Consider the following 21,129-nt stretch of genomic DNA (forward strand, 5'->3'; position numbering starts at 1 on the left):
ACAAAGAATGAAAACAACAATATCCATATTAACCTTATTACTTTCAGTTTTAACTGTTAATGCACAAGAAAAAGTTCCGTTTTGGCAGAATGAAAAAATCAATGAAGATAATAGAGAGCCCATGCACGCCGCCTATTATGTTTTTGAAAACGAAACATTAGCTGCTAAAAACGAATGGAGACAATCTAAAAATTACTTAGACATTAACGGAGCCTGGAAATTTAAATATGTGGATAATCCGGCGGCGCTTCCCAAAGATTTTGAGAAAACCAATTTTAACGATAATATCTGGGATAATTTCAAAATTCCGGCAAGCTGGGATGTAAACGGTTATGGATATCCGGTTTATGTAAATACAACTTACGATTTTGATTATTTAATGGCACCAAATCCGCCGTTTGTTCCAACAAAATATAACCCGACAGGAGTTTACAGAAGAGAAATCAACATTGATAAATCCTGGGAAGGAAAAGATATTTTTCTGCATATCGGAACAGCAAAATCAAACTTAACCGTTTGGGTAAATGGTGTTTATGTAGGTTATGGCGAAGACGGAAAATTACCTTCTGAATTCAAATTAAACAAATACGTAAAAACCGGAAAAAACACGATTGTGCTTCAGGTAATGAAATGGAATGACGGTTCGTATTTAGAATGTCAGGACATGTGGAGAATGAGCGGAATTACAAGAGATTCTTATTTGGTTGCCAGAAATAAAGCCCATTTAAATGACTTCGAAATTATTCCGGATTTAGATGCCAAATACGTAAATGGAAGTTTAAAAATCACAACTCAATTTTCTGATTTAGATAAAAAAGACAGTTATACTTTAGATGTTCAGTTAAAAGATGGAGACAAGATTGTAACCTCAAAAGTTATTTCCGCTTTAAGCGAAAAACAAACATTTGATTTTGCTGTAGAAAATCCGAAGAAATGGAGTGCAGAAATTCCGAATTTATATCAGGTACGTTTTATTTTAAAAGATAAAAAAGGAACTGTAATTGAAGTTATCAATCAAAATGTTGGATTTAGAAAAGTAGAAATTAAAGGCGGACAGCTTTTAGTAAACGGAAAAGCGATTTACATAAAAGGTGTAAATCGTCATGAAGTTGACCCAATTACAGGACAGACAATTTCAAGAGAAAGAATGGAACAGGATATTAAATTAATGAAAGAATTTAATATCAATGCGGTGAGAATGTCGCATTATCCAAACGATGAATATTTCTACGAATTATGCGATAAATACGGAATTTATGTGGTTGATGAAGCCAATATTGAATCACACGGAATGGGTTATGATATTACCAAAACTTTGGGGAATAAACCAGACTGGGAATTGGCGCACATTCAGCGTATGCAGCGAATGATCGAAAGAGATAAAAATCATACTTCAATCATTATCTGGAGTATGGGGAACGAAGCCGGAAACGGTTACAACTTTTACAGAGGTTATTTGTGGATTAAAAACCGTGATAAATCAAGACCAATTCAATACGAAAGAGCGACTGCGGGCGCTTGGGACGGAAAAGATTTAAAATTCGAATGGGATTCAGACATTATCGATCCAATGTACAGTTCTCCAAACAAAATGGAAGAATATATTCTGGCAAATCCAAATCCGTCAAGACCTTACATTCAGTGCGAGTATGCGCATGCAATGGGGAATTCAATGGGAAATTTTAAAGATTATTGGGATGTTATTCGTAAATATCCAAACTTTCAGGGAGGTTTCATTTGGGATATGATCGATCAGTCGGTTTATAAAAAACTGGATAACGGAACTACGATTTTAGCATACGGAGGAGATTTTGGACCAAAAGATGTAAAAAGCGATAATAACTTTGTGAACAACGGAGTTTTTACGGTAGACAGAAAACCAAATCCGCATGCGCTTGAAGTACGAAATGTGTATCAAAATATCCTAACTTCCTGGGGAAATCAGGAAACGGCTACAATAAAAGTTTACAATGAATTTACGTTTAAAGATTTAAGCAACGTAACTTTGCATTGGACCTTAATTTTAGACGGAGTGAAAGAAACGACAGGCGTTATCGATTATTTAGCAATCGATCCAACACAATCAAAAACCTATACATTGCCCATTAAATTAGGCGATAAAAAATTTCAGGAAGCTTTTATAAACATCAGCTATCAGTTAAAACAAGAAGAACCATTTTTACCAAAAGGTTTCGAAATTGCGACAGAGCAACTGGCGTATAAAGGAAATTGGAAAAACGATATTAAAATCGAAGGCGCATCAAAAATCACCGTGGAGAAAAAAAACAATGCTACGGTTTTCAAAAGTGACAAAGCTGAGGTTACTTTCGACAAAAAAACAGGATTTATCAGCGGTTATTCCTTCAATAATCAGCCTATTATAAAAGACGGATATCAATTACGTCCCAATCTTTGGAGAGCACCAAACGATAATGATTTTGGAGCTAATTTTCAAGTAAACTTAAAAGCGTGGAAAGATGCAACAGAAAATCCGACTTTGGTAAACTGGACATTTACTCCAACTAAAGACAATAAAATTCTGGTAAAAGCAACGTATAGTTTACCACAGGTTTCTTCGACTTTAGAATTGAATTATGAATTAAACGGAAACGGGGAATTAGTCGTAAAAGAAGTTTTAAATATTGATAAAAACAAAGAACAGCCAATTTTACCAAGATTTGGAATGGAAGTAATTGTTCCGAGAGATTTTAGCAATATGACCTATTACGGAAGAGGTCCGCACGAAAATTATATCGACAGAAATTACAGTTCAAAAGTGGGATTGTATACACAAACGGTTTCAGAACAATATTATCCATACATCCGTCCACAGGAAACGGGAAATAAAACCGATGTACGTTTCTTAGAATTATCAGGAGATAAATTGAAATTAACCGTAACATCAGATGAATTATTGGCCGTAACCGCTTTACATTTTTTAAATGAAGATTTAGACGACGGACTGCAAAAAGACCAAAGACACGCTGCCGAATTGAAAGAAAGAGATTTAACGAGTTTAAAAATTGATTCTAAACAAATGGGAGTTGGCGGAATCGACAGCTGGCAGGCATGGCCTATGGAAAAATATCTTTTAAGAGGAAAAAATTATCAGTATCAATTTAAAATAACACCATCTTTAAAATAATAATTATGAGATCATTAAAACCCTTATTCGTCTTAATCTTCTTAACTGTTTTAAGTTTGGGTTACAGTCAGAAAAAAGTTTTTACTGCAAAAGACATTCAAATCATCCCGAAACCCAATCAGGTTTTGATTCAGTCAGGAAGTTTTGAGTTTTCTAAAAATACCGTTTTTGTTGCCAATACTGATTTTCAAAAAGATATTTCAAACGCTTTAATCAACAAATTTGAAGTGGCTGCAGGCTGGCGTCCAGTTTTGGGCGTAAAAGCACCGCAGAACAATTTTGTTCAGTTTAAAACAGATCCAAATCTGCATAAAGAAGCGTATAAAGTTGAGGTAAATAATAATATAATCACGATTACAGCAAAAGGAAATGCCGGTTTTATCTACGGATTAGAAACGATTAGACAATTGCTTCCAACGGCTATTGAAAGCACTTATGCAATTTCATCTGCAAAATGGCAGATTCCGAATGTTGTGATTACAGACGAACCGCGTTTTCAATGGAGAGGTTTAATGCTGGATTTATCACGTCATTTTTTCGATAAAAATTATATTCTGGCAACAATCGATCGTTTGGCAATGCACAAAATGAACGTTTTGCATTTGCATTTAGTAGACGATCAGGGATGGAGAATTGAAATTAAGAAATATCCTAAACTAACCGAAGTTGGAGCATGGAGAGTGAATCAGGAAAATGTAGCATGGAATGCCAGATTAGCCACAAACCCTGATGAAAAAGGAACTTACGGAGGATTTTTTACTCAGGAAGAATTAAAAGAAATCGTAAAATATGCAGCAAGCAAAAACATCGAAGTAATTCCAGAAATCGAAATGCCGGCGCACGTAAGTTCTGCCATTGCAGCTTATCCGGAACTGGCTTGTTTTGATCAGCGTATTGGTGTTCCGTCTGGCGGAGTTTGGCCTATTACAGATATTTATTGTGCAGGAAAAGAATCTACGTTTGAATTTCTGCAAAATGTATTAGACGAAGTAATGACCATTTTTCCATCAAAATACATTCATATTGGAGGCGATGAAGCGACAAAAACCAATTGGGATAAATGTCCGAACTGCCAAAAAAGAATGAAAGATTTAGGATTGAAAAATTCAACGGAACTGCAAAGTTATTTTGTAAAACGTATTGAAAAATACATCAATTCTAAAGGTAAAAAAGTAATTGGCTGGGATGAAATTGTAGAAGGCGGTTTAGCTCCGGAAGCAACTGTAATGAGCTGGAGAGGAACAAAAGGAGGTATTGAAGCGGCAGATCAAGGCCATGATGTCATTATGACTCCAGAATCTCCTTGTTATTTTAATTTTTATCAAGGTCCTCAAAATGAAGAACCATTAGCTTTTGATGCTTATAATCCTTTAAATAAAGTGTACGAATTTGAGCCAATTGTGCCAACAATGTCGCCTGCAGAAGCGAATCATGTTTTGGGCGGACAAGCCAATTTATGGGCAGAATATCTTTCGGGACCAAAGGACTCAGAATACATGATTTTTCCAAGACTGGCTGCAATGGCTGAGGTTTTATGGAGTTCAAAAGAAAGCCGTAACTGGATTGATTTTACAACGAGACTAAAACCGATGTTAAATCGTTATGATTATTTGGGAATCAATTATGCTAAAAGTGCTTATTTGGTGACCGCTTCTTCAACAGCAGATTTGGCTAAAAAACAAATTAATGTGACGTTGAAAAATGAATTTCCAAATCCGGATATTCGATATGTTTTAGGAGATAAAACGATCGATCATCATGCGGTGAAATATATAAACCCAATTGAATTTAAAGAAACTACTGTTTTAAAAGCTTCTTTATTTCAGGATGAAAAACCAGTTGGAAAAACATTTACAGATACTATTATTTTCCATAAAGCTTTTGCCCAAAAAGTAAAATATTTAACGCCTTATAATGATAATTATAAAGGAGATGCCAATACGATGGTCAATACAATTCGAGGAAGTAAAAACTTCCATGACGGACAATGGCAGGCATGGCTTGTTAATGATATGGAATTGGTAATCGATTTTGAAAAACAGGAAAGCGTTGAGCAGGTAATTGTAGGAGCTTTAGAAAGTCAGGGAGCCGGAGTTAATTTTCCTGTAAAAATTAAAGTTTTGGTTTCTAATGACGGAATTAAATATCAGGAAGTTGGTAAAGTTTCACGTCCGTATGCTCCAAATGTGACTTCGGAATTGAAGGATTTCAAAATCAATTTTGGAAAAGTCAATACACGATTTGTAAAAGTAATCGCTTATAACCTTAAGAAAAGTCCGAAAGGAGAAAGTTCTTGGTTGTTTGTGGATGAGATTTTAGTGAATTAAAACTTAGCACGTTTCGAACTTTGTCAAAGTTTTAAACTTTGACAAAGTTGAGATTACGCATAATTTTTAAACACATAGAAACATAGGTTTATTTTTTGAATGAATAAAAAAAGGGTATAAAAAGAAACTAGTTTCTCACACATAGCTTCAATGTTTGTTAATGCAAGTGAAACGCCTTTTTTTTATAAACTATGGGAGCTATGTATCTATGTGTTGAAATGTGAATTTTACAATTAAACAAAAACAAAAAACTATAAATAGAATAAAGATGAAAAGAGGAATATTCATAATCGCGTTATTATTTTCCGTTCAAATGTTTTCGCAGGCCATTTATGAAGATGAGCGTTATGTACCGGAAACGGATCCGTTGGTGTTGAAAAATTTAGAGGCATGGCAAGGCAAAAAGTTTGGATTATTAATGCACTGGGGAACTTACAGCCAATGGGGAATTGTAGAATCATGGTCAATATGCCCGGAAGATTATGGATGGTGCGAACGTAAAAAAGGAAGTAATCCTGCCAATTATAATCAATATGTAAAAGATTATGAAGGTTTGAAAAAGACTTTCAACCCAACCAAATTTGATCCGACAAAATGGGCAAAAGCGGCAAAAGCAGCGGGAATGAAATACATGGTTTTTACCACCAAACACCATGACGGATTTAATATGTACGATACTAAATATTCTGATTATAAAGTAACAGACAAAGATTGTCCTTTCAGCACAAATCCAAAAGCCGATGTTTTAAAAGAAGTTTTCAATGCTTTTAGAGCTGAGAATATTTCAACTGGAGCTTATTTCTCAAAACCAGACTGGCATAACGAAAATTACTGGGATCCGTATTTTCCACCTTTCGACAGAAACGTAAATTACGATCCGTCACTATATCCAGAAAAATGGCAGAAATATGTTGATTTCACACACAATCAAATTTTAGAAATCCTTACTAATTACGGTAAAGTAGATATTTTATGGCTTGACGGAGGTTGGGTTAGAAAAAGAGATCAGCAAAATTTAAAAGAAAACTACGACGAGAAATTTGCTGAAAACGAATCTAAAAACGGTTTCATCAAACACAGAGTAGTAGATCAGGATCCAAAAATGGACGAATTGGTGGTGAAAGCACGCCAAAAACAACCAGGATTAATCGTGGTTGACAGAGCAGTTCACGGAAAAAACCAAAATTATTTAACTCCAGAAGGTCGAGTTCCTGCAAAAACATTACCTTATCCTTGGGAATCTTGTATTACTTCTGGCGGTGGATGGTCTTATACTCCAGATGCAAAATACATGACAGGAAGACAAGGAATTCATATGTTGGTTGATATTGTTGCAAAAGGCGGAAACTTATTATTAAACGTTGCACCAAGCCCGGAAGGAGAATGGCAGCAAGGTGCTTATGATTTATTGCAAGCTTACGCAGACTGGATGAAAGTAAACAGTGTTGCGATTTATGATACAAAACCAATTGAGCCTTTTAAAGAAGACAACATCTGCTTTACACAAAATAAGGCTGGAAATGTATTTGCTTTTTATTTAGCAAAAGACGGAGAAGATAAAATTCCTGCAAGCGTTACAGTGAAATCTATCAGCCCTAAAAAAGGAACAAAAATTACCATGTTAGGTTCTAAAACTTCTCTAAAATGGACAAAAGAAGGAAACGGATTTAAAGTTGTAATTCCGGAAAGCCTTAGAAATAATTTACCTGCAAAAGAAGCATGGACTTTAAAAATAGAAGCTATTAACAGATAAGAATATGTTTTCAATATCAAAAAAATTAATTTTAAAAACAGCATGCAGCTTTTGCATGCTGTTTTTTAGCATCACAAGTTTTGCACAACAACCGGCAGATTATGTGAATCCGTTTATTGGAACTTCCAATTTTGGAGCTGCTTTTCCGGGACCGATTGCACCACGTGGAATGGCAAGTATAAGTCCGTTTAATGTTGCCGGAGTAAAAAATACTCCAATGGAAAAAGACAGTCAGTGGCTTTCAAATCCATATGTAAACGAAAACACCTTTTTAACAGGATTCAGTCAGGTTAATTTAAGCGGTGTGGGTTGTCCTGAATTAGGCGTTATTTTATTGATGCCAACCACTGGAAATCTTGAAATCGATCATTTAAAATACGGATCGACGTATTCTAATGAAGTGGCAAAAGCCGGATATTACAGCGTTGACCTCAAGAAATATAAAGTTAAAGGAGAGTTTACAGCTTCAAAACGAGTTGGTGTAAGCAGATTCTCTTTCCCGAAAGGGCAGTCGAACATTTTGATAAATCTTGGTTTAGGATTAACGAATGAAGAAGGCTCGATGATTAAAGTGGTTTCTTCCACAGAAATTGAAGGAATGCGTTCCGTTGGCTCATTTTGTTATAATAGCCCGGAAGATGCTTATCCGGTTTATTTTGTAGCTAAGTTTTCTAAACCTGCTGAAAAATTCGGTGTTTGGAAAAAACCTTCCAAATACAACGGTGTTGAAGCACAATGGATGGGAGGTTATAACGGCAAAGCAAGAATAATGAAAAATACCATCAAAACAGTAGTTGGCGATAGTATTGGAAGTTATTTCAGTTACAAATTTGACAAACAAGAAACGGTTGAAGTTAAAATTGGAATTTCGTATGTAAGCATCGAAAATGCCAGAGAAAATTTAGAAAAAGAAACCGGAGATAAATCGTTTGACGCCGTTTATAAAGACACTTACAAAGAATGGAACGACGAACTTTCGAAGATTTTAGTTGAAGGCGGTTCCGAAGATGACAAAACAATTTTCTACACGGCTTTGTATCACACGTTAATTCATCCGAATACTTTAAATGATGTAAACGGAGAATATCCGCAGATTAAAAGAACCAAAATTGGTAAAACCGACGGAACCCGTTATACCGTATTTTCATTATGGGACACGTATCGAAACATGCATCCTTTAACCTCTTTAGTTTATCCTAAGCAGCAATCGGATATGATAAAAAGCATGTTGAAAATGTATGATGAAAACGGCTGGCTGCCAAAATGGGAATTAAACTCTACAGAAACATTTACAATGGTAGGAGATCCGGCAAGCATTGTTATTGTCGACGCCTGCTTAAAAGGAATTCAGGATTTTGATGTTTATAAAGCCTATTATGCCATGTTGAAAGGAGCAGACCAAATTGAAAATAATCCGCTGCGTCCGGGGCTTAAAGAATATATAGAAAAAGGATATTTATCGACTAATTATCCCGGGCCTGTTTCTACAACGCTGGAATACAATACTTCAGATTATGCGATTTCACTTTTAGCAAAAGCTTTGGGTGAAAAAGAAGATTATAAACGTTTTGCTAAACGTTCACTATCGTACCAAAAATTATTTGACAAAAATTTAAAATTACTGCGTCCAAGAATTGCTAACGGAAATTGGTACGAACCTTTTGACCCTGAAGCAGGATCTAATTTTGAAGCAAATGTTGGTTTTATCGAAGGAAATGCGTGGCAATATGCTTTTATGGTTCCGCATGATATCAAAGGATTGATGAAATTAATGGGCGGTGATAAACCTTTCACAGATCAATTGCAAAAAGTTTTTGATACGAAAAAATTTGATATGGCAAACGAGCCGGATATTGCTTATCCCTACTTATTCAATTATGTAAAAGGCGAAGAATGGAGAAGTCAGGAACTGGTTAAAAAACTAGTACAGGAATATTTTCAAAACAAACCAAAAGGATTACCCGGAAATGATGATACCGGAACAATGTCGGCTTGGTTGGTATATTCTATGATGGGATTTTATCCAATATCTCCCGGCGACCCAATTTATACAATTACAACACCAATGTTTGATAAAGTAACAATCAAATTAGATTCAAGATATTATAAAAAAGAAAATATTGTTATTGAAAAAGAAATCAATACTGATGGAAAAATCAAAACAATAGAATTAAACGGAAAACCACTGAACAGTTATTTTATTTCACACGATGATTTTGTGAATGGAGGAACGCTCAAAGTGATTCAAAATTAAACTCTCACAACTATGTTACAACTCAAAATCAAAAAAACAGCCATTATTTTTGTAATGGCTGTAGGTTTTTTTAACCAAATCTATGCGCAGAAAAAATACCCGTATCAAGACGCAAAACTACCGACAGAAGATAGGGTAAAAGACTTGTTAAGCCGTATGTCGCTTGAAGAAAAAGTGCGCCAGATGGATATGTACAAAGGCGAATTTTTTAAAGAAAAAGAAGATTTCTCTAAAGTAAAATCAGATGCTAAAATTGGAAATCTGGGAATTGGGGCGATTCACGATATTTATCCACGTTCGGCTAAAATGATAAATGACCTTCAAAGCGAGATAATTAAAAAAAATAAATGGGGAATTCCTGCATTGATTATGTGCGAGATGCTTCACGGTTATTTAGATGAAGGAAGTACAGCTTTCCCAATGAATATTGGTCTTGGAGCGACCTGGGATACAAGCGTAATGGACAAAGTGGGAAAAGTAATTGCAATGGAAGCAAGATCGCACGGCGTTCATTTTGGTTTAGGTCCAAATTTAGATTTAGGCCGCGAACCACGCTGGGGACGCGTTGCCGAAACTTTTGGTGAAGATGCGTATTTAAACAGTGAAATTGGTCTGGCGATGATTAAAGGAATGCAGGGCGATGATTTAAAATCAGATCGTTCGATTATTGCAGAACCTAAACATTTTGCCGTTCACGGTATTCCGCAGGCGGGAGGAAATTCTTCTCCAATTTTAGTCGGAGAACGTTCGGCGAGAGAAGATCATCTTCCATCATTTGAAAAAGCATTCAGAAAAGGCGGAGCATTGGGAACGATGTGTGCGTATTCTGAATTAGACGGAATTCCTTGTGCAGCGAATCATTGGTTATTGACTGATGTTTTGAGAAATGAATGGGGTTTTAAAGGAATTGTAGTTTCAGATTTAGGGGCTATAAAATACCTTCAGGTAACGCATTTTGTTACCAGTTCTCCAAAAGAAAGTATCAGAGAAGCCATTGCAGCTGGAGTTGATATGCAGTTTTATGATTTTACAAATGAATTCTGGCAAACGAGTATTATAGAATTGGTAAACGAAAAGAAATTGACAATGGCGCAGATTGACCGTGCTGCCGGAGGAGTTTTACGTTTGAAATTCTTATTGGGATTATTTGAAAATCCATACACTGATAAAAACTTAATTAAAGAACGTTTTCATACTAAAGAAAATCAGAATGTTGCTCTGGAAGCAGCTCAGAAATCTATGGTTTTGTTGAAAAATGACAACAATATTCTGCCTTTAAGTAAAGACATAAAAAATGTTGCTGTTATTGGGCCAAATGCAAATGCTTCAAGATTGGGAGGTTATGCTCCAAAAAACAGCGTTGGAACGACAGTTTACGAAGGTATTCAACAATTAGTTGGAAAAACGGCCAACGTAGTTTATGAAGAAGGTGTTCCTTTAATTGTAAAAGGACAAATTATTCCATCTAAATATTTATTTACTCCGGATGAAGCTCAAAACGGATTAAAAGGTGAATATTTCAATAACAGAAATGTAGAAGGAACTCCGGCATTGACACGTATTGACAATCAACTAGAGTTTGACTGGCCTTGGTCTCCGGGTGATGGTGTTACAGATGATGATTTCTCAATTCGTTGGACTGGTTACATTAAATCAGATAAAGCATTTGACGGCTGGATAGGTTTAAGCTCTGATGACGGAATCAGAATGTGGATTGATGATCAATTGGTAATCGACAACTGGACAAAAGGTGCGACAAGCATGGTTACAACGCCAAAAAACATTGAAGCAGGAAAAAAATACAAAGTCCGCATTGAAATGTGGGAAGGCGGCTGGGGAGCCAGAGCGCACTTACGCTGGAATTTAGAAAAAGTAAACTTACAGCCTGCAATCGATGCTGCTAAAAAAGCCGATGTTGCGATTGTAGTTTTAGGAGAATCAAACGAATTGGTGGAGGAAAACAGAGATGTTGCTTCTTTAGATTTATTCGGGATGCAGCAGGAATTGATCGAAGAAATTCAAAAAACAGGAACTCCTGTGGTTTGTGTATTGTTAAACGGACGTCCGCTTTCGACAAACTGGATTGCAGAAAATATTCCGGCTGTTGTTGAAGGCTGGTTTCCGGGAGAGTTAGGCGGAAGAGCTGTGGCTGATGTTTTATTTGGAGATTATAATCCGGGTGGAAGATTGCCAATTACAGTTCCAAAATCAGTTGGACAGTTACCTATATATTATAACCAAAAACGATCTGCGATTCATAGATATGTAGCAGAGAGCGAACATCCTTTATATACATTCGGTTACGGATTGAGTTATACGAAGTTTGAATATTCAAATTTGAAAATCAGTTCAAAAGAAATTAAAGCTGACGGAGAGCTAAAAGTTTCGGTTGATGTTAAAAACGTTGGAAGCAGAGACGGAGACGAGGTTGTACAATTATACATTAAAGATGTTTACAGCAGCACTACAACTCCAGAAAAAACCTTAAAAGGATTCAAAAGATTAAATGTTAAGAAAGGTGAAACTAAAACGGTTGAGTTTATACTTACACCAGATGAGTTATCTATTTGGAACAGAGAAATGAAGCGTGTTGTAGAGCCGGGAGATTTTGAAGTTATGGTTGGAGGAAATTCTACGGATTTGATCAAAACAAATTTCAAAGTTTTGAACTAATTCGCACAAATTGAATAATATATTTAACGTTTAAGTCATTTAGAAAAGAATGTAGTTGAAAAAAGAGTAAAACACTTCGATTAATGCGAACAAGGTGTTGGAAATAAAGAGGATAAAGATTACAATTTAAAACGTTTTCGTACCCTTAAAAGATAAATGTATTCCCAACACCTTTTCAAACTTGTCATTTGTCGAAATTATATCCTGTTAACAAAATGTATTCTTAAGTTTAACATGTTATTAACTCAAAAAACAACTAAATATGATCAAGAACGTACTAAAATTACTGTTTGTGATATGCTTATTTGGATTTCAAAATCTGGAAGCACAAACAACAGTAAAAGGAACGATAACAGATGCCCAAAGCGGAATTCCGATCCCTGGGGCAAATGTTGTTGTTAAAGGAACAAAAACAAGTACATCATCAGATTTTGATGGTAAGTACTCTATTACGGTTCCAAATCAATCAGCAGTTTTGGTTTTCTCTTATGTTGGTTCAGCTTCAAAAGAAGTGGCCGTGGGAACTCAAACTACCATTAATGCTGCTTTAGGAGCTTCGGCACAACAATTAGGAGAAGTAGTAGTAACTGCTCTTGGTATCAAGAGAGAGAAAAAAGCAATTACGTATTCAGCTCAAAACATTGGAGTAGACGAATTATCAGAAGCAAGGTCATTAAACGTTGCTAACTCACTATCTGGTAAAGTTGCTGGTCTTAACTACTCTACAACTTCAAATGGTGTTGGTTCTTCTTCAAGAATTACATTAAGAGGTAACAGATCTCTTAACGGAAATAACCAGCCATTATATGTAGTAGATGGTGTGCCTATTAGTAACGGTACAACTACAACAAACCCTGATATTGACACAGGAGGAACTACACAGCCAGACGGTATTTCAAACATCAATCCGGAGGATATTGCTTCGATGACTGTTTTGAAAGGACCTTCTGCAGCAGCTCTTTACGGATCAAGAGCGAGTAATGGTGTTATCGTAATTACAACAAAATCAGGAAAATCAGGAAAAACATCTGTTTCGGTATCTTCTAATTTCATGGCTTCATCTGCATATAACCTGATGAATTTACAAAATGAGTATGGACAGGGAGCAAACGGAGTTTACAATCCAACTTCTAGCTCAAGCTGGGGAGGAAAATTAGACGGAAGTCAGGTTTCAAACTGGCAGTTAGTTCGTAACCCAAATTATGCTGGGCCGGCTACACAAAGTTATTCTCCACAACCAAACAACGTTATTGATTTTTACAAAACAGGTTACAATTTAGCTAATACTTTAACGGTAACAGCTGGTAACGAAAAAGCGCAGGGTTATTTCTCTTACACTAACACGCGCGCTGAAGGTATTGTTGGCGGAAACCAATTAGACAGACACAATCTTAACTTAAGATTGACTAGTAAAATTTCTGATAAATTATCATTAGATGTAAAAACTAACTACATCGTTCAGGACATCGATAACTTATTAAGAACTGGTGAAGAATCTATTGGAACATCAGCTTATTTATTGCCTCGTAGTATTGCTTATAACGATTATAAAAACTTCGAATATTTTGATGCTGCAGGACAAAGACAAATGAATTATTTTATCGACGAAACAGGATCTCCGGGTGGAAACCCATTTTGGTCTGCTTTAAGAGACGATGCCCGTTCAGATAAAAGAAACAGATTCATTGGTTTAGCTTCTCTTAAATATGAATTTACAAAAACGTTAAGTTTACAAGGTAGAGCTGGTTTAGACCAAATGACAAACAAAAACGTAAGAAACAGATATGCAACTGTAGCCTTCAACAATAACTTAGGTTCATACAGCGAATCTTATGAAACAGTAAGTGAATTGAATATTGATGCTTTACTTTCTTACAATGAAAAATTTGGAGATTTTTCTGTTGGACTTAATGCTGGTGCGAGTTCATTGCAGCAAAGTAATTCTGCTTTAAATTCAGGAGGAGTTTTAAGTAAAAGAAACTATTTTGCATTGTCTAACGTACAGACAATTCAATCAACTTCTACAGCTTCAGAAAAAAGAATTAACTCTGTTTATGGATTTGGTCAAATTGGTTTCAGAAACTATTTATTCTTAGATTTAACGGCAAGAAATGACTGGTCTTCAACTTTACCAACAGATTATTTCTATCCTTCTGCAGGTCTTTCAGCTGTGATTTCAGATATGGTTAAATTACCGGAAGTAATCAGTTTCGCAAAATTAAGAGCTTCTTATGCGCAAGTTGGTAACGATACTGATCCTTATCAAACACAACAAAGATTTTCATACATTGGTGGAAACGGCGGTATGTTATACGGACAAAGCACAAAAGCAAATCCAAACTTAAAACCAGAGATTTCTTCTTCTACAGAGTTTGGTGCCGATGTGAGATTCTTTAATAATCGTTTAGGTTTAGATTTCACCTACTTTAATACATTAACTGATAACCAAATTTTCTATATCAATACTCCAGAATCTTCTTCTTTCTCAAGAGCGATTGTAAATGGTGGAGATATTGAAAATAAAGGTATCGAGCTTACGCTTACAGCAACTCCTATTCAAACAGAAAACTTTAGCTGGGATATTACAGCAAACTACGCTTCTTATAAATCAAAAGTAAAATCGATTTATGATGGAAGAGATGAATTAGTTCTTGGAGAAGGACGTTTGGTAAGAAGTAAAGTTGTTCAAGGCGGCGAGTATGGAGATTTATACATTAAAGGTTTCCAAAGAGATCCAAACGGAAATGTTATTGTAAACAGTGCAGGTATTCCATTAGCAACAAATGGTTTTGATGTACGTGCAGGAAACTTTAACCCAGACTGGACTGGAGGTTTTAAAAATAACTTTAAATACAAAGATTTCTCTTTAAGTTTCTTAGTTGATTTTAGAATTGGCGGTGAAGTTATTTCATACACTCAGGCTAGACAAGCTGGTTTGGGAGTTAGTGATGTTACTTTAGCAGGAAGAGAAGGCGGAATTGTTGTTGATGGTGTTGTTTCTAACGGAAACGGGACTTATTCTCCAAATACTACAAGTATTACGGCAGAGCAATACTGGACAGCTATTGGACAAAGAACGCCTATTGCAGAACCTTTTATTTATGATGCAACAAACATTAGATTAAGAGAGCTTGTTTTTGGTTATTCTTTACCAAAACGTATATTAGGTAATTCAGGATTTACAAATATTGATTTTTCATTAGTGGGAAGAAATTTATTCTTCTTCGTGAACAAAGCTAAATATTTTGATCCAGAGGCAGGAGCAGGAACAGGAAACCTGCAAGGTATAGAATCTTTCAACATTCCTTCAACGAGAGATTATGGAGTTAATGTGAAATTTGGATTTTAATTAAATAAAGAGATATCATGAAATATAGTTTTAAAATAAAAACGTTAGGAGTTGCATTAATGGCAGTTTCGATTTTATCAAGCTGTACCAGCGACTTTGATGAAATAAACAAAGATCCTAATTCATTGACTGAAGATCAGTTAGATGCTACGTTAGCGGGTCCTTCATTTGCATCTGCGCTTTATGCAGGTATCCATAACGGGTCTTACTCATCGCCAGGTGTTGATGATCAGGGAACCTGGGGTATTGCTACGGGTATTTTATCTTCTACTTTTATTCAATATTTAAATTGCGGATATGGTACAGAGAGAAATGCATTCGTAAACGGATACGAAGGCCGTGGATGGACAAGATTTTACACCGTTGCAGTTCCGGCTTTAAATAATGCTATTAAAGCATCTGAAGGGAATGCTGAAGCTTTGGCAGTTCTTAAAATCTGGAAAGTTTTCATGTACAATCAAATGGTTGATGCTTACGGACCAATTCCTTACACTGAAGCAGGAAACGGAAAAGAAAAAGTAGCTTATGACAGCGTAGAATTTATTTATACAGACTTTTTTAAATTATTGAACGAAGCAAATGCTACATTAAATGCTACTTCTGTAACAACTGTGGCTTCATTTCAGCCAAACGATAGAGTTTACGCAGGAAATGTGGCAAAATGGAGAGTTTTTGGAAACAGTTTAAGACTTCGTTTAGCTTTAAGAATTTCTGATAAAGAACCTGCAAAAGCAAAAACAGAAGCAGAAGCTGCTGTAGCTGCAGGTGTAATGCAGACAAACGATCAAAGTGCTTTTTTCAAAGCGAGCAACATTACGCCAAACAATTTAAATATGATTGTAAACAGCTGGGGTTATGTAATGACAGCTTCTATGGAAAGTATCTTGGTAGGATATAAAGACCCACGTTTAGAAAAATGGTTTGCTCCTCTTGATGCTGCAGCTGCTACTCCTGTTTACAGAGGTAATCCAATTGGAGGTTTAGAAGATCAGTTTGGAACAACTAAGTTCTCTACTTTTAATAACGATGTTTTAGGAAATGGTGCAGCTAATAACCTTAGTGAAACTAAAAACATTGAGATCTTTATGGCTTCTGAAAACTATTTAAGCAGAGCTGAAGGAGCTTTGAATGGATGGAATATGGGAGGAACTGCTCAGAGTTTGTATGAAACGGGTATCAGATTGTCATTAGCACAATGGGGAATTACTGATGCGGCAGCTGTTAATGCTTACATTGCAGGATCAACATTACCAACATTACCAAACATTTTGACAGTTTATCCAACTTTAGATTTACAAGACATTCCAGTTAAATTGCCAGTGGCATGGTCTGGGACAGAAGCAAATCAGCGAACTCAAATTGCAGTTCAAAAGTATTTGGCAATTTTCCCAGAATCGTGGGAAGCTTGGGCAGATTTACGTAGAAGTGATGCAAAAGTTATTTATCCGCCGTTGAATACAGATAATACTGATCCGGGAGTTGGAAAAAGCTTAATGAAACGTATCATTTATGTTACTAACGAATATTCTTCAAACAAAGATGCAGTTACAGACGGAATCTCTAAACTTGGAGGTCCTGATTCTGGAGGAACTAAACTTTGGTGGGATACAAAATAATTATTTGGTTGAGTAAAGATCCACACAATCTTTACTTAAAAATTCAAAAGGAGAGGAAACTCTCCTTTTGTTTTATATAAAAGTCAGATTATGAATTTAAAAAAATACGGTTCAATTGTTTTATTAGTTTCTGTTTTTCTTGCTTGTAAATCAATTAAAAATGAACCAAAAGCAGTTAACATTACTCAAAATTATATTGCAGAAAATCCGGTTACAGCGGCCAGTCATGCTTCAACATTGGTGGAGTTAGAAAATAATACACTATTGGCAGCTTGGTTTGGCGGAAAATATGAAGGCGCAAAAGATGTCAGCATTTATATTTCATCTTATAAAGAGCAAAAATGGTCGGCACCAAAAAAACTGATTGAACCTTTGATTAAAGACGGCGATACTCTGCCATGCTGGAATCCAGTTTTGTTTAAAAGTAAAAGTCAGAATTTGTATTTATTTTATAAAATTGGAAAAAATCCGCGAGAATGGTTTGGTGCGATGATTGTTTCTAAAGATGATGGAAAAAGCTGGAGTAATCCAAAATATCTTCCAAAAGGAATTTTAGGACCAATTCGGAATAAACCCATCGAAACTACTCCCGGAATTATTTTATGCGGAAGCAGCACCGAAAGTGTTGGCGATAATAAATGGAGAGTTTTTATAGAAACTTACACCGAAGCAACAGACAATTGGACAATTGCAGCTATTAACGACAAGAAGAATTTTGATATTATTCAGCCAACATTTTTAGTTCATTCTGATAAAGAAATCCAGATTTTATCCCGAAGCCGACATAATAAATTAATCTCATCTTGGTCTGAAGATAACGGCAAAACATGGCAGAAAACAGACAGCATTAATGTTGTAAATTCAAATTCTGGAGTTGATGCCGTAACTTTATCAAATAAATCTTTTTTACTGGTGAATAATCCACTTAAGATGGGAAAAGACTGGTTTAACGGAAGAAATGTTTTGGATGTAGAATATTCAAAAGATGGTGTTAATTGGAACAAATTATTCGATTTAGAAAATCAGCCGGAAGGTGAATTCAGTTATCCCGCCATTATTCAGACTTCAGATAAAAAGATTCATATTTTGTATACTTATAATCGAAAGTTTATCAAGCACACAACATTTGATTTGAAATAAATTTTAAAAACAGAATTATGCAAAAACACTGTCTTGCCTTAGATTTAAATAACCACCCAGATTTAATTGCAGAATATATTGATTACCATAAAAATGTATGGCCTGAAATTCAGAAAAGCATCAAAGATTCAGGAATTATCAATTTAGAAATTTACAATGTTGGCGATCGCTTGTTTATGATTATCGAGGCGAATGACGATTTTTCATTTACAGAAAAAGCAAAACAAGATGCCGAAAATCCAAAAGTGCAGGAATGGGAAACGCTAATGTGGAAATTCCAAAAAGCTTTGCCACAAGCCAAATCAGGAGAAAAATGGATTTTAATGGATAAAATTTTTGAACTTAAATAAGTTGGCACACGGATGACACGGATTTGCTTCGCAAAGGCGCGGATGGGCACAGATTTTTATTGTAAAAAAAGAAAAAAAGAAAAAAAGAAATCCGTTTTAATCAGCGTTTTCGCGAAGCGAATCCGTGTCATCTGTGTGCCAATTTTAGATAACTATAATTATGAGATTTTTTAAAAAGATAAACTTTGTTTACGGTTTGTTACTTTTCAGCTTTATTGTAAATGCTCAAAAAAGCAGCTTAGCCCAGACATTTTATAAACACGATAAATATCTTTCTTCAGATAAATTAGAAGGTCGTTTCGTTGGAACAAAAGGAAATAACGACGCAGCATCTTACATCAAAAAATATTTTAAAAAGTATGGTTTAAAGGAATTTAATAACAACTATTATCAGCCTTTTAAAGTATTTGTAAAAGAAGGAATCAACAAAACAAAATCCGACAGTGTTTCGACACAAAATGTTTTAGGATATATTGAAGGATCTGACGAAAAACTCAAAAATGAATTTATCGTTATTGGCGCACATTACGATCATTGGGGCTGGGGCGGAAGTGGTTCAGGAAGCAAAAAGAAAGATACAATTGCGATTCATAATGGAGCAGATGATAATGCCTCTGGAGTTTCGGCTTTATTGTGTATTTTGGAAGAAGTTTCGAAGTTGAAAACCAAACCGAAAAGAAGTATTATTTTTATTTCTTTCAGCGGAGAAGAAGAAGGATTATTGGGTTCGAAATATTTCATAAATCATTTGCCGATAAAAAATGAAGCTGTAAAAGTAATGCTGAACATGGATATGGTAGGAAGATTAAATGCCGAAAAACAAATCTATATGGGCGGCGCAGGAACTTTTCCAAACGGAGTCGATCTTATGAAAAAACTAGGCCAAAACAGCGGACTAAATCCGGTTGTTTTCGCCGGAGATGTTGGCGGATCTGATCATGTTTCTTTTTACAAAGCTTCGATTTCTGCCGTAGGTTTCCACACAGGTGGACATCCACAATATCACACTCCCGAAGATGATATTGATTTAATTAATTTTGAAGGCGGTGCTTTAGTGAGTAAATATATTTATAATGCCTTGGTAAGTATTGCGAATTATAATGAGGAATTGGTTTTTATAAAGCAGGATTAGAATTATATATATTAAAAAAAGCCACTTTTGTAATGAAGTGGCTTTTCGTATTTTTAGAAGACAATGCTATTTGTTATTTATAAGTTTTTCCTTCGCATTGCCAAGATAATGATAGAATTGTATCCTTTTTATGAATACTAAAAAGTACTTCCCCTTTTCTTTTTATTATTGTATCTCCTATTGAAATAAGATTATTATATTCACTCCAACCATCATTTTTATATTCAATTTTTTTACCTGTAGTAGGATTAATTCCTTTAATGTTGAATCTATAACTCCCTGTATTAGGAATCTCTTGAACTACAATTAAGAAGTCATCGTTTTTTCTTTTTTCAAATAAACTCTCACAATCAGCTTTTAAGCAAGAATTGAATATTAAAAAAGATAGACTCAAAAAATAGCAATAGCACTTCATTGTTACCTGTTTTTAGAATTATAAAAAATTATTGTTCTAGATCCTGTAGCTCCTCCATTAAATCCTAATAAATTTATACTTTTTGTTTCTACACCTTTATCAGAAACCTTAAAATCGCTTTCTGCGGATTTAGTATATGTTCCACCAAAAAGCAACGAGCCTGTATAACCCATTGTAATCTCGCATTCCAGAGAATACATCGGTATTTCCTCCAAAATTATCGTACATGTCCCCGCTGCCGCGAGCATCTTGCTCGTGAACGCAAAGACTAGTAGTATTGATAATAAAAAAATATGCTACTTTTATTATCCCCATATTGTGTCTGATATCTTGTCTATTATTTTTTCAATTCTAAGCCCAAAATGGTTTATTTCGCCATCATCTCCAATTCCTTTTTCTGCAATTAAATCGCCTAAATTATCTAGCAATATTTCAAACCCCATAAGGTTACTGCTTATCAAAATAGAATCATCATTATCTATAAAATCTATAATGTTTGGTAAGAGATTATTCTGAATCAATAAATCGAATTCACTCTTTGTTAATTCTATTTTCATATTTTTATCTAATCTAAAATTTTATTTCTTGTATTTTTTTAGATATTCGTTGGCCATTTCTCTTGTTTTATCATCAACTTTTGGAGAATTTAAAATGTAGTATACATCATAATAAGCTTGATTATAATGATATTTATTAGCCATTATAAGAGCATAATACAATGCTGAAGTTGATTTTTGTTCGCCAATATTATATATCGATTGAATTTCAAAATAAGCTTTGGTATCTCCATGATCTATAATTTTTTTGCTTAAAGAATCCATCAGTTGTATATTATTCATTTTCTTTTGAAAATAACTGGCTGAGTTTTCTTCTTCTATAATTATCTCATCTTCATTTTCTTTTTTACAGGCGGTGAAAATTAATAATAAAGTAAAGATTAGTATGCTGGTTTTATAATGTTTCATATTAAATTTT

Annotated in this window: 14 protein-coding genes; 10 read left to right on the forward strand and 4 right to left on the reverse strand. The window is 34.9% G+C overall.

What is annotated here, in order from left to right; all coding sequences use genetic code 11:
- Window positions 1–7 precede the first annotated feature (7 nt).
- From J2Y38_RS23805 to J2Y38_RS23850, 10 genes are all read left to right on the forward strand, one after another.
- Window positions 8–3,145, forward strand: coding sequence for a glycoside hydrolase family 2 TIM barrel-domain containing protein (locus tag J2Y38_RS23805; protein ID WP_309847702.1), 3,138 nt, complete (start codon window positions 8–10; stop codon window positions 3,143–3,145).
- Between the two features lie 5 nt (window positions 3,146–3,150).
- The gene (locus J2Y38_RS23810) at window positions 3,151–5,472 is read left to right on the forward strand and encodes a family 20 glycosylhydrolase (RefSeq protein ID WP_309847703.1); all 2,322 of its coding nucleotides are present in this window, start codon (window positions 3,151–3,153) and stop codon (window positions 5,470–5,472) included.
- Window positions 5,473–5,740: 268 nt separating this feature from the next.
- Window positions 5,741–7,225, forward strand: a complete 1,485-nt coding sequence (locus J2Y38_RS23815; protein ID WP_180859480.1) for an alpha-L-fucosidase — start codon at window positions 5,741–5,743, stop codon at window positions 7,223–7,225.
- Window positions 7,226–7,229: 4 nt separating this feature from the next.
- On the forward strand, window positions 7,230–9,479 hold the full coding sequence (locus J2Y38_RS23820; RefSeq protein ID WP_309847708.1) for a GH92 family glycosyl hydrolase: 2,250 nt from the start codon (window positions 7,230–7,232) through the stop codon (window positions 9,477–9,479).
- A gap of 12 nt (window positions 9,480–9,491) precedes the next feature.
- A complete protein-coding gene (locus J2Y38_RS23825) occupies window positions 9,492–12,152 on the forward strand; it encodes a glycoside hydrolase family 3 N-terminal domain-containing protein (RefSeq protein ID WP_309847710.1) in 2,661 nt (886 codons plus the stop codon).
- Window positions 12,153–12,414: 262 nt separating this feature from the next.
- Window positions 12,415–15,501: a SusC/RagA family TonB-linked outer membrane protein gene (locus J2Y38_RS23830; protein ID WP_309847712.1), complete on the forward strand. Its 3,087-nt coding sequence runs from the start codon at window positions 12,415–12,417 to the stop codon at window positions 15,499–15,501.
- Between the two features lie 17 nt (window positions 15,502–15,518).
- Window positions 15,519–17,117 (forward strand): SusD/RagB family nutrient-binding outer membrane lipoprotein, encoded by a 1,599-nt coding sequence (locus J2Y38_RS23835; RefSeq protein WP_309847714.1) that lies wholly within the window; start codon window positions 15,519–15,521, stop codon window positions 17,115–17,117.
- Between the two features lie 90 nt (window positions 17,118–17,207).
- Window positions 17,208–18,257 (forward strand): sialidase family protein, encoded by a 1,050-nt coding sequence (locus tag J2Y38_RS23840; RefSeq protein WP_309847716.1) that lies wholly within the window; start codon window positions 17,208–17,210, stop codon window positions 18,255–18,257.
- A gap of 17 nt (window positions 18,258–18,274) precedes the next feature.
- The gene (locus tag J2Y38_RS23845) at window positions 18,275–18,607 is read left to right on the forward strand and encodes an L-rhamnose mutarotase (protein WP_309847718.1); all 333 of its coding nucleotides are present in this window, start codon (window positions 18,275–18,277) and stop codon (window positions 18,605–18,607) included.
- Window positions 18,608–18,767: 160 nt separating this feature from the next.
- Window positions 18,768–19,739: a M20/M25/M40 family metallo-hydrolase gene (locus tag J2Y38_RS23850; RefSeq protein WP_309847721.1), complete on the forward strand. Its 972-nt coding sequence runs from the start codon at window positions 18,768–18,770 to the stop codon at window positions 19,737–19,739.
- Window positions 19,740–19,812: 73 nt separating this feature from the next.
- Here J2Y38_RS23850 and J2Y38_RS23855 read toward each other — a convergent pair whose 3' ends face one another.
- From J2Y38_RS23855 to J2Y38_RS23870, 4 genes are all read right to left on the reverse strand, one after another.
- Window positions 19,813–20,154: a hypothetical protein gene (locus J2Y38_RS23855; RefSeq protein WP_309847723.1), complete on the reverse strand. Its 342-nt coding sequence runs from the start codon at window positions 20,152–20,154 to the stop codon at window positions 19,813–19,815.
- Window positions 20,155–20,156: 2 nt separating this feature from the next.
- Window positions 20,157–20,369, reverse strand: coding sequence for a hypothetical protein (locus tag J2Y38_RS23860; protein WP_309847725.1), 213 nt, complete (start codon window positions 20,367–20,369; stop codon window positions 20,157–20,159).
- A 90-nt stretch (window positions 20,370–20,459) separates the two neighbouring features.
- Window positions 20,460–20,711 (reverse strand): hypothetical protein, encoded by a 252-nt coding sequence (locus J2Y38_RS23865; RefSeq protein ID WP_309847727.1) that lies wholly within the window; start codon window positions 20,709–20,711, stop codon window positions 20,460–20,462.
- 21 nt (window positions 20,712–20,732) lie between these two features.
- Window positions 20,733–21,119, reverse strand: coding sequence for a hypothetical protein (locus tag J2Y38_RS23870; protein WP_309847729.1), 387 nt, complete (start codon window positions 21,117–21,119; stop codon window positions 20,733–20,735).
- Window positions 21,120–21,129 lie beyond the last annotated feature (10 nt).

This window comes from Flavobacterium sp. 2755 (assembly GCF_031455715.1).
In the GTDB taxonomy this organism is placed as follows: domain Bacteria; phylum Bacteroidota; class Bacteroidia; order Flavobacteriales; family Flavobacteriaceae; genus Flavobacterium.